At 57.8% G+C, this 16634-nt stretch carries 12 protein-coding genes; 2 read left to right on the top strand and 10 right to left on the bottom strand.

Going from position 1 to position 16634, the window contains the following annotated elements; all coding sequences use genetic code 11:
- Positions 1-183 precede the first annotated feature (183 nt).
- From ABX749_RS03505 to hypF, 8 genes are all read right to left on the bottom strand, one after another.
- Positions 184-1335 (bottom strand): ABC transporter permease, encoded by a 1152-nt coding sequence (locus ABX749_RS03505; protein WP_372894780.1) that lies wholly within the window; start codon positions 1333-1335, stop codon positions 184-186.
- The gene (locus ABX749_RS03500) at positions 1332-2486 is read right to left on the bottom strand and encodes an ABC transporter permease (RefSeq protein ID WP_372894779.1); all 1155 of its coding nucleotides are present in this window, start codon (positions 2484-2486) and stop codon (positions 1332-1334) included. Before ABX749_RS03500 ends, ABX749_RS03505 begins: the two co-directional genes overlap by 4 nt.
- Positions 2483-4567 (bottom strand): ATP-binding cassette domain-containing protein, encoded by a 2085-nt coding sequence (locus ABX749_RS03495; RefSeq protein WP_372894778.1) that lies wholly within the window; start codon positions 4565-4567, stop codon positions 2483-2485. The genes ABX749_RS03500 and ABX749_RS03495 overlap by 4 nt, the downstream gene beginning before the upstream one ends.
- Positions 4546-5727, bottom strand: coding sequence for an HlyD family secretion protein (locus tag ABX749_RS03490; protein WP_372894777.1), 1182 nt, complete (start codon positions 5725-5727; stop codon positions 4546-4548). Before ABX749_RS03490 ends, ABX749_RS03495 begins: the two co-directional genes overlap by 22 nt.
- Before the next feature lie 665 nt (positions 5728-6392).
- Complete coding sequence (gene hypE, locus ABX749_RS03485) at positions 6393-7505, bottom strand: hydrogenase expression/formation protein HypE (RefSeq protein ID WP_372894776.1); 1113 nt, start codon at positions 7503-7505, stop codon at positions 6393-6395.
- On the bottom strand, positions 7505-8632 hold the full coding sequence (hypD, locus tag ABX749_RS03480; RefSeq protein ID WP_372894775.1) for a hydrogenase formation protein HypD: 1128 nt from the start codon (positions 8630-8632) through the stop codon (positions 7505-7507). Before hypD ends, hypE begins: the two co-directional genes overlap by 1 nt.
- Positions 8629-8862 (bottom strand): HypC/HybG/HupF family hydrogenase formation chaperone, encoded by a 234-nt coding sequence (locus ABX749_RS03475; RefSeq protein ID WP_145215533.1) that lies wholly within the window; start codon positions 8860-8862, stop codon positions 8629-8631. The genes hypD and ABX749_RS03475 overlap by 4 nt, the downstream gene beginning before the upstream one ends.
- 173 nt (positions 8863-9035) lie before the next feature.
- Entirely contained in the window at positions 9036-11432 is a 2397-nt protein-coding gene (hypF, locus tag ABX749_RS03470) for a carbamoyltransferase HypF (protein WP_372894774.1), read from the bottom strand.
- A 154-nt stretch (positions 11433-11586) separates the two neighbouring features.
- Here hypF and ABX749_RS03465 point away from each other — a divergent pair, with 154 nt between their 5' ends.
- Positions 11587-12555, top strand: a complete 969-nt coding sequence (locus ABX749_RS03465) for a DUF1080 domain-containing protein (RefSeq protein ID WP_372894773.1) — start codon at positions 11587-11589, stop codon at positions 12553-12555.
- 58 nt (positions 12556-12613) lie between these two features.
- Here the strand turns inward: ABX749_RS03465 and ABX749_RS03460 are convergent, their stop codons facing one another.
- A complete protein-coding gene (locus tag ABX749_RS03460; protein WP_372894772.1) occupies positions 12614-13993 on the bottom strand; it encodes a Gfo/Idh/MocA family protein in 1380 nt (459 codons plus the stop codon).
- A 56-nt stretch (positions 13994-14049) separates the two neighbouring features.
- Entirely contained in the window at positions 14050-14283 is a 234-nt protein-coding gene (locus ABX749_RS03455; RefSeq protein WP_372894771.1) for a Uma2 family endonuclease, read from the bottom strand.
- Between the two features lie 344 nt (positions 14284-14627).
- On the opposite strand from ABX749_RS03455, the gene fusA reads away from it, so the two are divergent.
- On the top strand, positions 14628-16634 hold a 2007-nt coding region (gene fusA, locus ABX749_RS03450; protein WP_372894770.1), incomplete at its 3' end, for an elongation factor G.

Genomic DNA, 16634 nt, shown 5'->3' with positions numbered 1-16634 from the left:
GTCGTTCTGTGCGGCGATCGGCGCCAGCACCGACCAGCAGGCCAAGACGAAGACTGTCCTGTGCATGGTGTTCTCCTAAGTGTGTTGAAAAAGGGTCAGGAGCCTTTTTGGCAGGTTGGGGTGTCTTGCCTTGCCCAGTCTAACTTTACTGCTCCTGACCCCTTTTCTTCACAGCAGGTCGCATCATCGAAAACTTTGTCGGAAGCGAAAGAGGCTGAAGGCGAAGACGCAGCCCCCGAGGATGGCGACGTAAAGGATCGAGTCCCAGACCATCGACAGGTCTGCTCCTTTGATCAGGATTCCGAACGCTGCGTTGAGGTAGTGGTGCAGCGGGGAAAGGTACATGATCGGCAGCAGTGTGTCGGGCATCATCTCCGGCGGTGTGTCGCTGCCAGATAGCATGAACAGGATCGGCATCAGAGTGATGCTCACAATGCCGACTTGGCCCATGTTTCTTGTCACGCTGGCAATCAAGATTCCTACGCCGGCTGCCGAGGCTGAAAACAGCGAGGTGACGCCTAAGAACAAGCCAATGCTGCCGCGAACGTTCAAGGCCAACGCGCCTTCGATGATGAAAAACAACGTCACCACGCTGGCCAACAAGATAATGCCGACCATCGGCAATATTTTTCCCAACATGATTTGCAGCGGGCTTAGCGGCGACACCAACAGCTGTTCCACGGTGCCACGTTCCTTTTCTCTTGCCAACGCCGAGGCCGGTAACAATATCGAAAACAGAAGAATGTTTTGGGCCAAATCTTGGATCGCCATGAACAACGTTTGCTCATGGTTGGGGCTAAACCAAACACGTTCGTCGTTTTCGACCACTGGCAACGGTTGGTCAGCGAATTGTCGTCGCCCTGCGTCGGTGGAGAATTGCCGCACGATGTTTCCGGCATAGTTTGCAGCCAAATAGGCACGCATGGAGTCGGCTCCATCGAGCTGTATCTGCAGACGCGTGGGCCGACCGTTCAACAGGTCTTGATCAAAGTTCTCTGGGATGTCCAAAACCAGCGCTGCGTCGCCGTCATCCAATCGCTTGACCCCGTCGCGACTGTTTTCCAGTTGCTCGATGAATCGAAATTGAGGCTCGTGGAATCGGTAGATCAAGTCTCGCGACGCTTTGCTGCGATCGTTGTCGATGACAACCAGACCCGCACGTTTCAGTTCTTGACTGATCGCCGTCGCATTGTGATAGGCCATCATCGTGAACGCATACACCATAAATAGGGCGAGGATCCAATTGCGGCGGAATTGCACGACCTCTTTGCGACATACCACCGCAAGTCGCCAACACCAGACGATCGTCGGCCAATCGTGATTCGATTGGTTCATGACTTTGGCCTCTTGCTAAACTTCAAACAGCACAGCATGTAAAGCACGATCGAGTAAATGAGCAGCGCTGCGATCGAGCCTTGCAATCCCGCGAATCCCGTTCCCTTCAAAAATGACGCTTGGATTGCTTCGAAGAAGTAGCTGGCCGGCAACAAACGTGCTTGAATTTGACCTGTTTCAGAAAGTGAAGAAAGCGGAACGATCATTCCAGAGTATTGAAGGGTTGGGATCAGCGTCACCAGGACGGCCAAAATGACTGCGGCGATTTGGGAACGAACAAAGAACGAAATGATCATGCCCATCATTGTTGTGCAGGTCACGTACAAAATCCCCGTTACCGAAAACGCGAGCGGAGACCCGCGAAACGGAACTTGAAAGACCAGTAACGACGTCGCAAATAGGACGAAGAAGCTGATCGAAGAGATCAAGACGTATGGGATCAGCTTGCCCAGGACAAACTCGGGGCGCGTCAGGGTGGATGAATAGACATTGTCGATCGAACCGTTTTCTTTTTCACGAACCACGCCGACCGAAGCAAGGATCGGTGGAATGAATGCCAGCACGGTCATGATGCAACCGGGGCCGATAATCCAACGACTGGTCATTGCTTCGTTGTACAGAAAGCGGGTTTGCAGCGAGATGGGGTTGGCCAGGGCGGATGCGGCCGACGGCGTGATCCCATGCGATCGCGCAACATGCTCGATGACTTGCTGGCTGCTGAACGACGCGATCACCGATGAAACATAGCCGCCGACCGTTTCGGCCCTGGTTGGGATCGCGCCATCGATGATCGTTTGGATTCTAACAGGCTGCCCGGCCCGCAAACGCTCGTCGAATCGAGGCGGAATCACAATCGCCGCACGAGCCTTGTTGTCCGTAATCAGTCGCTGGATCTCGCGTTCGTGGTCGACGTAACCTTTGAAATCGAAGTACTGCGAGTCTTTGAATTTGTGCGAGAGTTCGCGGCTGAATTGGGTTCGGTCAAAGTCCAAGATGACAATCGGTATTTCACGAACGTCCGTGTTCACACCAAATCCGATCACAACCATCATCAACGGAGGCAAGAGAAAGGCGAGCGAGAAAAGCAGTCGGTCACGCGTGATCTCGCGAACTTCTTTGAGGGCCAAGGCGGTGACACGGCGAAGATTCATGACGCGTCCTCTCCCTTGGGAATTGACGGCGCTGCAGAATGCGTGGCCGCATGACCGTGTGATGTGTCGAGAGATTTCCCGAGCGATTGTTCCTGGGAAAGAATCGAATCGACGAAAACGTCTTCCATCGTCACGTCGTCTCGCTGCCAATCGGAAACATCGATGTTCTTGGATTGGAACAATTCGGTCAGTCGTTGTTTGTCTCGCTCGATGTCGCGCGACAGAAGACGCAGTTTGCGTCCAAACGTTGCCGCGCGCTGAAAGCCGTTTTCGCGTGCCACACGCAACGCTTGACTTGGCGAAGAGGTCGCGAAGGTCAGCGGGGTGCCGGCGTTTTCTTGTAAATTGCTGCGCAAGGTTTCGGGCGTTCCTGCTGCGACAACACGGCCGGCGTACATCAATGCCAGATCATCGCAATGTTCGGCTTCCACCATGTAGTGCGTCGTCACCAAAATCGCAACGCCCTCGTGCCGCGCCAAACGCACCAGGATTTCCCAAAACTGACGTCGTCCCAGAACATCAACACCCGATGTCGGTTCGTCCAAGAAGACGACTCTCGGGCGATGCACCAAGGCGCAGCCGAGGGCAAGTCGTTGCCTGATCCCCATCGGCAAATCGGCCGTCAAACGACTTTCATATCCTTCCAAGCCTACCTTTTCAATCAACTGCGGGATTCGCCGACGGCGTTGTTTGGGAAACAATCCATACACGCCCGCATAGAATTCCAGGTTTTCCAACGCCGTCAGATCCAAGTACAGCGAAAAGGATTGCGACATGTAGCCAATGCGTTCGCGAATCGCTTGGCTGGCGCGGCCGATTTTGGCCCCCGCCACGCTGCCCTCGCCTGAGGTGGGCGGCATCAGACCCGTCAGCATCTTGATCACCGTGGTTTTGCCGGCGCCGTTGGAGCCCAGTAGACCGAAGATTTGGCCGGCGGCGACCTCGAGACAGACGTGATCGACCGCGCGAAACTTGCCGAAGTCGCGGACGAGTTGGTCGGCTTGGATGAGCGCGGGACCTTTCAGGTGAAGTGACGATGTGCTTGTCGGATCCATCTCCTCGTGATGGATCGACTCGGTCGGCGAGGATGATCCGGCGCCGTCGTCGGTCAAAAGACTTGCGACCACGTCATCCAGTTCGGGCGGCGTGGTTTTGAACGCACCGTGTCTTGGCGAGGCGATCTCCGCCACACTGTTGAGCGCAGCATCGGCTTCTCGGTCGCGGACGAAAACCCGCACCAAGCCACCCAATGCCTGAACCTGTGGGTATGTTGCATGGATGCGTCCGGCTTCAAGGTGCGCGTTTTCGATCTTGTAAGAAACGATGGTCCCCGGTGCGAGTGTCAGGATTGAGTCTTCACTACCTTGCGAAATGATCCTTCCGTCCATGAACAGAGCTAACCGGTCCATGTAGACGGCTTCGTCCATGTAGGCGGTAGAGATGATTGCCGTCATGCCAGATTCGTGGACCAGATCGTTCAGAATGGACCAGAAGTCACGTCGCGAAACGGGGTCGACGCCTGTCGTCGGCTCGTCCAGCAGAACAAACTCGGGTTGATGAATCAGCGTGCAAACCAACCCCAACTTCTGTTTCATGCCGCCGGAGAGCTGTTTCATCGGTCGATCACGAAACTCTTTCAGACGCGTCATCTCAAGCAACCGACTCTTGCGCTCACCTAGCGTCTCTCGTGGGACGAGACGCAAGCCGGCGAAGTAGTCGATGTTCTCGTCGATCGACAATTCGGGATACAGATTGTTGCCCAGGCCTTGCGGCATTAAACCGATTCGACCTTTGACGCGTTCGGCCGAGCGTTCCGAATCGACCCGAATTCCAAAGACGGTGATGCTGCCTGCGTCGTATTGCTGAACGCCGGCGATGGCTCGAATCAAACTGCTCTTTCCTGCACCGTCCGGACCGATCAACCCGAACACTTCGCCGTGCCCGACATCCATCTGAATGTCACGCAGCGCGGCAGTGTGTTGATAGTTCTTGTCCAAGCCTCGTACTTGGACGACGCTTGACGCCGAGCCTTGGGCGAGAGGAGAAACCGGAATGCGGTCTACCAGCGCGGCGGCATCCATGGCGTCTCCTCTTTCCAACGTATGACGGCGTCAGCGGGCAGCCCGGGAGTGAGCCGGTGGTCGGGGTTCTCGTTGAAGTAGAGTCGCACGGCGTAGACCAATTTGACGCGTTCGTCTCTCGTTTGGACTTGTTTGGGAGTGAACTCGGCTTCCGATGCGATGTAGCGCACCGTCGCGTCAAAGGGCTGATCGGGATACGCGTCGGTGTAGACTTTGGCCGGCAGTCCAAGTCGAACGCGCCCGATCAGCGGCTCGGGCACGTAGACTTGCAGGTACAGTCGGTCAAGATTGACCAGGTCCAACAGAGGCGTTCCGGCGTTGACGACTTCGCCTTGATCAACGAAACGCGACAGAATGGTGCCGGTTGCGGGCGCTGTGATCGTCAAGTCATCGAGAGTGCTTTGTGCTTCCGCGACTGTGGCTTCGGCTTCGGATCGTCGCGCGTCGCACTCTTCGATGTGGGCGAGCGATTTGGCATGCATGGCCTCCAGCGCGGCCACGGCATCTTCCTTTTCTTTGATCCGGTCGGCACCCAGTTTCGCTTCAGCAAGCCGTTTCTCCGCCGTGATTCTGGCAGCCGCCGCGGTTGTGAGTTCGTTTTGAGCCATCGTCCAAGCCAGTAATCTTTGGTCAGCTTCTTCCACAGAAATGGCTTTCGAACTCAGAAGTTTTTGTGCGCGTTGGTGCTCGCTACGTTTGTATCCTTCGTTGGAGTCAGCCGTCGCGCTAACCGCGAGAGCTTGCTGTAATTCTGCTTCAGCGGTTTCGATGCCCAAGGGAACTTGTTTCTTGAGCAAAGCGAGCGACGTCTTTGCCGCACGCACTTCCGCGGCCACGGCATTGGCGTTGGCTATCGCGCCCTGCAAAATGGCATTCGCGACCGCCACGCCGTGCGTTGCTTGGTTCAGCTTGGCTTGCAGTTGCTTGTCATCGATTTGAATCAGCGTCGCGTCTGCGGCAACGTTTTCGCCTTCTCGCGCAAGCACCTCCGACACGCGGCCGGCATACTTGCTGGCAATCGCGATATGATCACCCTCGGTACGACCGTTGGCCTGAATCAGTCCCACCGGCAGTTGCTTGTTCTGCAGCCAAGCTCTTCGACTTGCCAAGCCAATGGCAACGGTTGCACTAAGAATCAGCGCGGCAACTAATGTTCGCATTGCGATCTGTCTCCTTGGTGTGGTGACAGCCGAAGAACCATCCTGTGGGGCAAAACCGCGCGCAGCGTACACGGATGTCGTGAGCTGAATTTTCTCCGTTGACTTTCGCGATCGAAGTTCCTTTGACCAGGAGAAGCAAAGCAAAAAGCGCGCCCATTAGCGATTTCACAAACGAGAACGTCATCGAAGCGAGCGCGGAAGACATCGCTTGAGCGGTCTCTCGATAGAGTCTCCGACATCAATGCGATCTAGTTCGGCATCGATTCGATCCATGCATCGTCGAGGTCTCGATGCCGGTTGGCCGTCGGCTTTTGTCCGAAACGCTACTGTGAATGACGACTCGATTATCAACAACTCGTTTCTTGCCGCAGCAAAATGAAACCTCTAGATGGGCCAATAAGCACATGCCGCACTGCGCGGTCCGGTCATACTGTCACGCCCGAGACCATTATGACGCAGTGCCAATGGCTGCAAGCCGAGTCGACACGCATCGAGCCTCTTGGCATTCCTATTCACCGTACAAACGTTCAAGTTGTGTCAGTCGGAGCAGTCTTAGTCGCACCTCTGGTCGCAAAGCCACAAAGGACTACGATCTGCCATTAACTCTTCTCGACTCACACGGGGCAAGCGATCTTAGGGAAACGTGTGCCAGGTCGGCTCCGTCATCAGCAGATCCGCGGCAACTGTTCACCGATTGCGGTGACGACCACTCGTGAGGCTCCGATCGCGGTCTTGGCGACGACGACTCCGGGGTGTTCGGCGACGACGTTGCCGATGATCGCTGCTTCGCGTCCGTGCTTGTCGGTTCGGATCGCGGATAAGACCGCATCGGCGAATTCGGCGGGCACCATACAAACCAACTTGCCTTCGTTGGCCACCAACAGCGGGTCGAAACCCAGAATCTCGCAGGCCGATTGGACGATCGGATTGATCGGCACTCGGGTTTCTTCGATCACGATCCCGCACTCGCTCGATGCCGCGATCTCATTCAGGGATGCGGCAAGTCCGCCGCGGGTCGGGTCACGCAGCACGTGGACGTCGGGGCAAACCCGGAGGATCGCTGCGACCATCTCCGCCAACGGTGCCGAATCGCTTTGAATCTCCGCTTCGAACTCCAACCCCTCGCGGACACTCATGATCGCCATCCCGTGGTCTCCCAGCGTGCCGCTGAGGATCACGACATCGCCGGGACGTGCGTGGTTGGGGGCGATCTCGATTCCGTCCGGCACAACCCCGACGCCGGCGGTGTTGATGTAACATCCGTCTCCGTGCCCCTGCTCAACGACTTTGGTATCACCGGTGATAACGGTAACCCCGGCGTTGCGGGCGGCTGTGCCCATCGCATCGGCGATGCGTTTGAGCTCGGCGATCGGAAAGCCTTCTTCGAGGATAAACGCCGCACTCAAGTACAGCGGTCTTGCGCCGCTCATCGCCAGGTCGTTGACGGTCCCGTTGATCGCCAGATCGCCGATCGATCCGCCTGGAAAAAACAGCGGCCGCACGACGTAGGAATCCGTCGACATCGCCAGACGTTGGCCGATCGCCTGCAGACTAGCGGCCTGGAAAACGGCGGAATCACCGAGTCGATTCAGATGATCGTTTTGAAACGCCGGCAGAAAAACATGCTCGACCAATTCGCCCGACAGTTTTCCTCCCCCGCCATGACCGAGCACGATCTTCGGGTAGTCTTGCAGCGGCACCGGACAAACCGCTCCGCCGATCTCGATCGGATGGGCGGTACTATCGTGCCTTCGTTTCTGGGGGTTGTCGTCCTCCATCAAGCTTGCTCGGCCACATTCTTGTTGGGGGCTTCCAATGGCACCAAACGGCCGTAGTTGTAGTAGGCCGCGCAGGCGCCTTCGGCGGAAACCATCGTCGCGCCGAGCGGGCTTCGTGGGGTGCATTGGGTTCCAAAGGCGGCGCACTGATTCGGTTTGATCGCCCCCTTGAGCACGTCACCGGCACGGCACAACGGTGACTCTTGCGTGCGGATGGTCGAAACGTCGAACTTGGATTCCGCATCAAAGTTTCGATACGTTTCACGCAGACGCCAACCGCTCTGTGGGATCGAGCCGATCCCGCGCCAGTTTCGATCCGTCGTTTCGAACACATCGTCCAGTATCGCTCGGGCCGCTTCATTGCCTTGCTCGGACACGACACGGGGATACGCGTTTTCGACATGGGCGGACCCCGATTCCAGCTGGACGACGCAGCGGCGGATGCCTTCGAGCAAGTCCAGCGGTTCGAAGCCGGTGATCACGATCGGAACCTTGTAACGATCGCAGAGGGGATGATAGTGAGAAAACCCGGTCACCGAGCAAACGTGGCCGGCGGCGAGAAACGCGTTGACGCGGTTTCCCGGTGAGTTCATGATTGCTTCGATCGCCGGTGGCACTAACACGTGCGAGACCAGCGCGGAAAAGTTTTCGACGCGTTGATCGTGGGCAAGCTTGACGGCCATGGCATTGGCGGGCGCCGTCGTTTCGAAGCCGATCGCGAGAAACACCACTTCACGATCGGGGTTCTCGCGAGCAATCTTGACGGCATCCAGCGGGGAATAGACGACGCGCACGTCACCGCCATCCGCTTTGACCTGAAACAAGTCTCCCTGCGATCCCGGAACCCGCAACATGTCGCCGAAGGAACAAAAGATGACGTCGGGGCGGGACGCGATTGCCAAGGCTTTGTCGATCACGTCCAGCGGTGTCACACAGACGGGACAGCCGGGACCGTGAATCATTTCGATTTCGTTGGGAAGGATCTGGTCGATCCCGTTGCGAATGATCGAATGGGTCTGTCCGCCGCAAACCTCCATGATCGCCCAGGGCCGAGTCACCCGACGCGCGATTTCGCCGGCGAGTCGTTTCGCGGTTTCGCCATCACGGTATTCGGTCAAGTGTTTCATGAATCAAGATGCTCCATGGCATCAAACGTTCGCAGCGTCTCCTCCGCCGAGGCTTCGTCGATCTGGCTGATCGCAAACCCGGCGTGAACGATCGCGTAGTCTCCCACTTCGATGTCGGGCAGGAACGCCAAACAGACCTCTTTGACGACACCGCCGAAATTAATTTTGCCCATTCGGATCTGATTTTCGTCGAAGATCGATTCCACTTTCCCGGGCACAGCCAGACACATGAATTCACACCGTCGTTGAGGGAAGTTTGCGTAGACGCCAATGCTTCAGGCGGGATAGGGTTTTTGTTGAACGTCCAGCATAACGGTTTTCCCGTTCAGCGGCGTACGGTTTCAAGTCGCTGCCGTCGCCAGTGCGTTGGGGCACTGTGTTTTTCACGCTCTGGCGAGCGTGGCTAGGTCAGAAGGACGCGATTCGGGTCGTCGTCCAGGCGGTACCCGGCGACGACCGCTTGGCCGAGCGAAAGTCCGCCGTCGTTGGGAGGAATCTGTTGGTGAACCAGCACGTTGAATCCGGATGCTTCCAGCCGCTTGGTCAGCAACGTGGTGAGCAAGACGTTTTGAAAAACACCGCCGGTCAAACCGACGACGTCGATGCCGGTTCGCCCACGTTCTGATTGGCAGACGTCGCTGATCATTGCCGCGACGGCGTGATGGAATTGTGCGGCAATCCGGCGTCGGTCCACTCCGGCGATGACGTCTCGGCAAATCGATTCGACCAGGTCGTGGGATCTGATTTGCATCGCGGTGTGGTCCGATGCTTCGGCGATCTGAAAGCGGTACGCCCCGGAATCCACCTGGTCGATCACCTCGGATGCCAGTGATTCCAGCTCGATCGCCGCCTGGGCTTCAAAGCTGACTTCGTGCCGAATGCCAATCAGCGAAGCCACCGCATCAAAGAGCCGACCGGCGCTGCTGGTCGGAAAACAGTTGAGGTTCGATAGGAGTTGTTGCTCCAATAGACGCCGCACGCCGGTCGGACAAAATGAAACGCAAGGCAGCCGTTCGTCCCACGGCAACCCATGGGCATTCAGCAAGGCCAGCGCCGTGCGATACGGCCGCCTGATGCTGGCGTCGCCGCCAGGTAGCGGAAAGTATTGCAAGTGGGCGAACCGTTCGAAGCCCTTGCAGTTGACGGTCAAAAATTCTCCGCCCCAGATGGCCCCGTCGGTTCCATATCCGGTGCCGTCGAAACAGCACGCGAGAATGGGTTGATCGGTGTCGAGCTGATGTTCAGCGATCAAGGACACCGCGTGGGCAACGTGGTGCTGCACGCGAATCAACGGCACCCGCAGTGTTTTGGCAAGGTTTTCGGCAAACTGTCCGGAGAGAGACGAGGGATGCAGATCGGCGGCGACGGCATCCGCGTCGATGCGGAACAGTTGCAAGTAGTGATCGACGTTCCGCTGCAGGGCACCGAGCGTCTCCAGATTGCCGACATCGCCGATGTGTTGGCTGATGTAGGCGTTCTGTCCCTGGGTGATGCAGAACGTGGCTTTCATCTCCCCGCCGACCGCCACCACGCTCGGACGGTTCTGGCTGAGCCTGATCGGTATCGGGGCGAAACCACGCGAACGCCGGATCGGCAGCGCGGACACGCCGAGTGGTCTGACAACGGAGTCATCACAAACGACATGGATGTCCCGGTCGTGAAAGAGGAACCCGTCGACCAGCGGGCCGAGACGCCGAACGGCTTCGTCATTCGTTCGAGCGATCGGTTCGTCCGAGAGGTTGCCCGAGGTCATCAACAATGGGCAGACCGCTTCGATCAACAGATGGTGCAACGGAGAATAGGGCAGCATCACGCCGACGCAATGGTTTCCCGGGGCAACCGCGTCGAGCATGTCAGAGTACCCGGCGGAATCGTACTCGGCGTCATCGGCGTTGAGCTTTCGTTTCTGCAACAGCACAATCGGGCGTTCTTTGCTTTCCAGCAAACGTCGTTCGCCGCTGTTGACTTCCGCGAACCGTTTGGCGTGCTCGCTGTCGGCGACCATGATCGCAAAGGGTTTGTCGATTCGCCCTTTTCGCTCGCGAAGTTTTCTGATCGCATCGACGTTGGTCGCATCACAAGCCAGGTGAAAGCCCCCGATGCCTTTGACGGCGACAATGCCTCCACCAAGAACGCATGCTGTGAACGATTCGATCACCCGTGATGGATCGTCGTGCTTTGATGCTCGGATTGGGGCATCGCGTGTTAATTCGTCCGCGGCAACAAACCAGATCTGCGGTCCGCACTCCGGGCAGGCGTTGGGTTGGGCGTGAAAACGTCGGTTCGACGGATCGTTGTATTCCTCGCGACACCGATCACACATCTCGAACGACTTCATCGTCGTCAAGGCACGGTCGTAGGGAATGGATTCGACGATCGTGAAACGTGGGCCGCAATTGGTGCAGTTGATAAACGGGTAGCGATGGCGGCGATTGTGCGCGTCTTGCATCTCCTCCAGGCAATCCACACAGACCGAGATGTCGGCCATCACCGCGGTGCTGGCGTGTGGCGATGTGGCGCTGTCGCGGATCGTGAAATGGGATTCCTCGATCGCCGGCAAGTCGGCGGTCTCGAGCGAATCGATGGTCGCCAGTGGCGGCAGCCCCTGTTGGAATCCACGCAAAAACGTATCCAGGTTGTGTCGCTCCCCTTGGGCCTCGATCGTGACGCCCCGGGAGTCATTTTGGACCCAGCCGGTCAGCCCCGCGTCGCTTGCGCGATTCCACACGAACGGTCGGAATCCGACCCCTTGGATGCGCCCGGTCAGGCGAATGCGGATTCGTATCAAGTGCTGGTTCACGGTGTTTCGTCGAGGGCTCACGTGTTTCAAAGTGGGCGGCATCCGTGGGGATGTCGCCCTAACCGCGGTCGTTAAAAACACACGGACCGGGATCGGCACGATAAACTCTCACGTTCTCCCCTGACACCAAACCTTTTCGTTTTTCGAGGATACCATGAAATCAGCACTCAGCCTTTTGATCGTGATGGCGATCGCGACCGCATCGATCGCGAAAGAGGACGGCCAAGACGTTTACACCGACCCCGACGCGACACCCCAATCATACAAATTGCAGGGCGAATACGAGGGGCAAGCCGGTGACAAAGGCGACACGTACGCCGCGCAAATCATCGCGCTGGGCAATGACCAGTTTCACATGGTGGCTTACAAGGGTGGACTGCCCGGCAACAACCAGAGCCACAAAGACATCTTCTTTGAAACCGATGGAACGCTCGAAGGCGACGATGCCACGTTCCAGCATGAGGATTTCACAATCTCCGTTTCCGGCGGCGAATTGCGCGTCATCAATGCCGATGGAAAGCAGGTCGCGACGCTGGAACGCATCGTCCGCAAGAGTCCGACGCTCGGCGCCACGCCGCCCAAGGGCGCTTTGGTGTTGTTTGACGGCAGCAACGGTGACGCGTTCGAAGGCGCCCAAGTCGACGATGGATTGTTGCTGGCCGACACGTTCAGCAAAGAGAAGTTCGCGGACCACACGTTGCACCTGGAATTTCGCACGCCGTTCAAGCCCAGTGGGCGAGGCCAAGGACGGGGCAACAGCGGCGTCTATGTGCAAAGCCGGTACGAAATCCAGGTCCTCGATTCGTTCGCGCTCGCAGGCAAGAGTAACGAGTGCGGCGGGATCTACCAGATCGCCGAGCCCAGGGTCAACATGTGCCTGCCGCCGCTGCAGTGGCAAACTTATGACATCGATTTTACCGCAGCGCGTTATGATGACGCGGGAAAGAAGATCGCCAACGCCCGGGTCACCGTCAAACACAACGGGGTGGTCATTCACGACGACCTGGAACTGCCCAAGCACACGCCCGGTCGTCACCAGGAAGGCCCCGAGCGGGATGCCTTGTATCTGCAAGGCCACGGCAACCCGGTCTACTATCGCAACATCTGGGTGGTGAAAAAATAAACGTTGGCCGCCAGTCTGAAAGATCGGAACTGGACCCGTGGTCGGTCTGCCCACCGGGTCACATTTCGATCTCAAATCCCTTGCGTCGGTCGCGGGCGATCAAACTCTGGGCCAACGGATCGCCCACGACCTGTTCCTGTTTCGGATCCCAGTGGACCGTACGGTCAAGTCGTGCGGCGATGCCTGCCAAATGGCACGTCGACAAGGCGCGGTGGTGGCTGAAGACATCCGAGATCGGTTCGGTCTGGTCGCGTGCGGCTTCAAAGAAGTTGCGGAAGTGGTCTGTCAACGGCCGGTTCTTGTAAGCTTCTTCGAGTGCCCCGGCGGGTAACGGATTGGTTTTCAGATCTTCGACGGGTTTGCCGGTGATCCGTCCGCGATTGACGAACAATCGGCCCTCGGTCCCTTCGAACAGAATGCCGTTATCGCCGTCATGGCGGATGTCGATCTCTTTGCCGTCGGCAAACGTTGCCGTGATCAGAAACTCTGTTGCGGTGTTGTAACGCGTGTGATCGACCGGGTAGCCGTCTTTGAATTCGACCGGGTGTTTTACCTTCACCGGATGAACGGAAATCGGTCCGGTTTCGGTCGACCCCAGCCCCCAAGTTGCGATGTCGACGTGATGGGCGCCCCAGTCGGTCAGCTTGCCACCGGAATATTCGTACCACCAGCGGAATTCGTAGTGACCGCGTGACCAGCTTTTGGTTTCTCCATAGTCGCCGGCCAGATAGTGGAATTCGGATTCCGCCACCGGACCCTGCCAGAGATTCCAATCGAAGTGTTTCGGCGGCGCGACCACGGGCAACGCCGGGCTTGTCGGTGCGCCACCAATGCTGCACGTCGCCTTTTTGACTTCGCCGAGACGCCCGGCGCGGATCAGCGCGATCGCCTGGATGAACTGTCGACTGCTGCGTTGCTGCGTGCCGATTTGCACAACCCGTCCGGTGGTCTTGCAAACCTCACTCATCAACCGGCCTTCTTCGATCGTCAGCGTCATCGGTTTTTCGCAGTACACATCTTTGCCCGCCAACATCGCTTCGATGGCGACCTTGGCGTGCCAGTGTTCAGGCGTCGAAATGTGAACAATGTCGATGCGGTCGTCGTCCAAAATCGATCGATAATCGGCCGAGGCCTTGGGTTTCGTTCCCGTCCAATCCTTCACCAGATCCGATGCCATCGCCAGCCGATTCGCGTCGGCATCACAGATCGCGACGTAGTCACCGTACCTGCGGAAATCCGGCGCCGACCCATAGGGTCTGTCGATCCCGGTCGCTTTGATGCACCAGCGACTGCCGGTCCCCACGGCGCCGACGCGAGGCCGCTCGTTGGCCGCGGCGAAGCCGAGGGCGCGTTGATCGCGACCGGCCAGCACCGCCGCACCGGCAAATGAAAGTGAACTGGCAAGCGCACGGCGGCGACTGAGGCGATGTGGTTTCATGTTGGTTCTCTAGTTAGAAAGGTGGCGTATGCTTCCAGCTTGCGATGCATTCACCCTCACGCATTTCGACGTTTGGGAAAAAAGCGACTTGGCTCGACTTCGATTTCACACGTTTCGCAGACCGACAACTGGAGCGCCTGCGAAGTCGCGATGGAGACGCACTCGGGGTCGCTCTGTTGGATCCGTTCGACCGTCTCTCCAATCGGATCGACGATCAAATAGGTGCCAACGCCCTGCTCGCGATACAACGTCTGTTTAAACCCTCGATCGTTCGATTGAGTCGACATCATTCTATCAATTGGCGCGACAAAGAGGCACACCGCGTGCAGGGGAACCCCGTGACCAGGTCCGTTGCGTCCGAGGGAGACGGTTTGACCGCCGCGGAAAACGTTCTGCCCATTGCTCTTGAAGACAAAGGGCGCGCGTTATCGCACAAGGCGTGACGTATCCACACGCTTCAGGCGCCTCGGGAAACGGTGTTGGTGCACATGACGCACAGCGTTGCAGCGACACTTCGTCTCGGGTGTCAAATTGATCGCCACGGGCCTGCGTGATCCCATTGCTTGCGATAGATTGTCGACCCCCGGCACGCACGTTCAAACCTGTGCGGCCCTACTTGATAAGGAGCTCTTCGATGGCCGTCCCCAAGCCAGAACTGATTCGAAACCTTTGCTTTTGTGGTCAGACTGGATCTGGCAAGACCACGCTTTGTGAACGACTTTTGTTCGCCGCCGGCGAAATCAGCCGACTCGGCACGGTCGAAGAAGGCAACACGGTCAGCGACTTCGCGGAAGAGGAGCATCGATACCAGCATTCGCTCGCCCCGAGCATCGTTCACTTTGATCATGAACATCACCGCGTCAATTTGATCGACACGCCGGGCATGTCGGATTTCATCGGCCACGCCATCGCCTGTTTCCCCGCCGTCGAAACGGTGGTCATTGTGATCGATGCGGTCAAAGGGATCGAAAGTGAAACGCGGCGGCTGATGAAAGTGGCGACCGACCGGAACCTGCCGCGAATGATTCTGATCAACAAGATCGACGCCCAGGAGGCCGATCTGGAGAAACTGACGAAGCAGATTCGATCGGTGTTCGGGAACGTCTGCCTGCCGATCAACCTGCCCACACCCGATTTGTCGGGCGTGGTCGAAGTGTTCGAAACCGATGCACACGATGTGACCGCGTTCAGTTCGGCCGAAGCGGCCCACACCCAGATCGTCGAACAGGTGGTCGAGGTCGACGAGCAGTTGACCGAGACGTATCTCGACGCCGGTGCCGACCACCTCGACCCGAACCGATTGCACGATGCGTTCGAATGCGCCCTTCGCGAAGGTCATTTGGTTCCGATCGTGTACGCGTCGGCCAAGTCCGGTGCGGGGATCGAGCATCTGCTCCACGTCACCGCCTCGTTGTTGCCAAGTCCCTTGGAAGGAAACCCGCGGCCCTTTGTCCAAGGCGGTCAACCGCTGAAGACGGAATTCGACGCGAGCAAGCCCACGATCGCGCATGTCTTCCAAGTCGCCACCGACAAACACGTCGGAAAGCTGGGAATCTTCCGCGTGCACCAGGGCATCGTCCGTCAAAAATCGGAGCTGTTTATCGATGACGGCCGCAAACCGCTTCGCATCAGCCACGTGATGCGGTTGCAAGGGAAAGAGCACAAGGAAACCGAGGCGATCGGACCCGGTGAAATCGGTGCGATCTCAAAAATCGATGAGATCCATTTCGACGGTGTCCTGCATGACGGTGCGACTCCCGAAGACCCGCCACTGTTGCTGCCGCTGGAATTGCCCAAGCCGATGTACGGATTGGCGGTCGAACTAAAAAGCCACGCCGACGAAGCGAAGTTTTCCGCCGCGATGCACAAGCTGCAGGACGAAGACCCCTGTCTGGTCCTGGAGCGTGTGGCCGCGACCAAGCAGACGGTGTTGCGCGGATTGGGAGAGTTGCATCTCAGGATCACGCTCGAGAAGTTGTCCAACCAGTACGGAATTGACTTGGAAACATCGGAGCCCAAGGTCGCTTACAAAGAAACGATCACGCTTCCCGCCGAGGGCCACTATCGCCACAAAAAGCAAACCGGCGGTGCGGGGCAGTTCGGCGAAGTCTACTTGCGCGTCGCGCCGCTGCCGGAAGATCACCCGACGGGGTTCGAGTTCGAAAACAAGACCGTCGGCGGTTCGATCCCGAAACAGTTCATGTCGTCGATCGAAAAAGGAATCCGACAGGTGCTCGACGATGGTGCCGTCGCCGGATACCCGATGACCGGCGTCCGTGTCGAAGTCTACGATGGCAAGCACCACGAGGTCGACAGCAAGGAGATCGCTTTCATGACTGCGGGAAGAAAGGCGTTCATCGATGCCGTCTTGAAAGCCAAGCCGGTTTTGTTGGAACCCTACGCTAATGTGGAAGTCCACGTGCCCGGTCAATATCTCGGTGACGTCACCAGTGACTTGTCCGTTCGCCGCGCCCGTGTCACCGATACACAAATGCAAGAAGACAGTTGCGTGATCAAGGCCATCGCGCCGCTGAGCGAATTGCAGGCGTACTCGAATCAGTTGAAAAGCATCGCCGGCGGAGCGGGGGCATTCTCAGTGGAGCATAGCCACGAAGAACCTGCACCGCCCAACGTTCAAGAG

Source organism: Stieleria sp. (assembly GCF_041595215.1).
GTDB classification, from domain to species: domain Bacteria; phylum Planctomycetota; class Planctomycetia; order Pirellulales; family Pirellulaceae; genus Stieleria; species Stieleria magnilauensis.
This window is presented reverse-complemented; position numbering and strand designations above follow the sequence as displayed.

What these genes read in the sequence shown, in the direction of transcription:
- ABX749_RS03505 (WP_372894780.1), bottom strand. Translation starts at nt 1,335, where the DNA reads ATGAACCAATCGAATCACGATTGGCCGACGATCGTCTGGTGTTGGCGA.
- ABX749_RS03500 (WP_372894779.1), bottom strand. Translation starts at nt 2,486, where the DNA reads ATGAATCTTCGCCGTGTCACCGCCTTGGCCCTCAAAGAAGTTCGCGAG.
- ABX749_RS03495 (WP_372894778.1), bottom strand. Translation starts at nt 4,567, where the DNA reads ATGGATGCCGCCGCGCTGGTAGACCGCATTCCGGTTTCTCCTCTCGCC.
- ABX749_RS03490 (WP_372894777.1), bottom strand. Translation starts at nt 5,727, where the DNA reads ATGCGAACATTAGTTGCCGCGCTGATTCTTAGTGCAACCGTTGCCATT.
- hypE (WP_372894776.1), bottom strand. Translation starts at nt 7,505, where the DNA reads ATGGAGGACGACAACCCCCAGAAACGAAGGCACGATAGTACCGCCCAT.
- hypD (WP_372894775.1), bottom strand. Translation starts at nt 8,632, where the DNA reads ATGAAACACTTGACCGAATACCGTGATGGCGAAACCGCGAAACGACTC.
- ABX749_RS03475 (WP_145215533.1), bottom strand. Translation starts at nt 8,862, where the DNA reads ATGTGTCTGGCTGTGCCCGGGAAAGTGGAATCGATCTTCGACGAAAAT.
- ABX749_RS03465 (WP_372894773.1), top strand. Translation starts at nt 11,587, where the DNA reads ATGAAATCAGCACTCAGCCTTTTGATCGTGATGGCGATCGCGACCGCA.
- ABX749_RS03460 (WP_372894772.1), bottom strand. Translation starts at nt 13,993, where the DNA reads ATGAAACCACATCGCCTCAGTCGCCGCCGTGCGCTTGCCAGTTCACTT.
- ABX749_RS03455 (WP_372894771.1), bottom strand. Translation starts at nt 14,283, where the DNA reads ATGATGTCGACTCAATCGAACGATCGAGGGTTTAAACAGACGTTGTAT.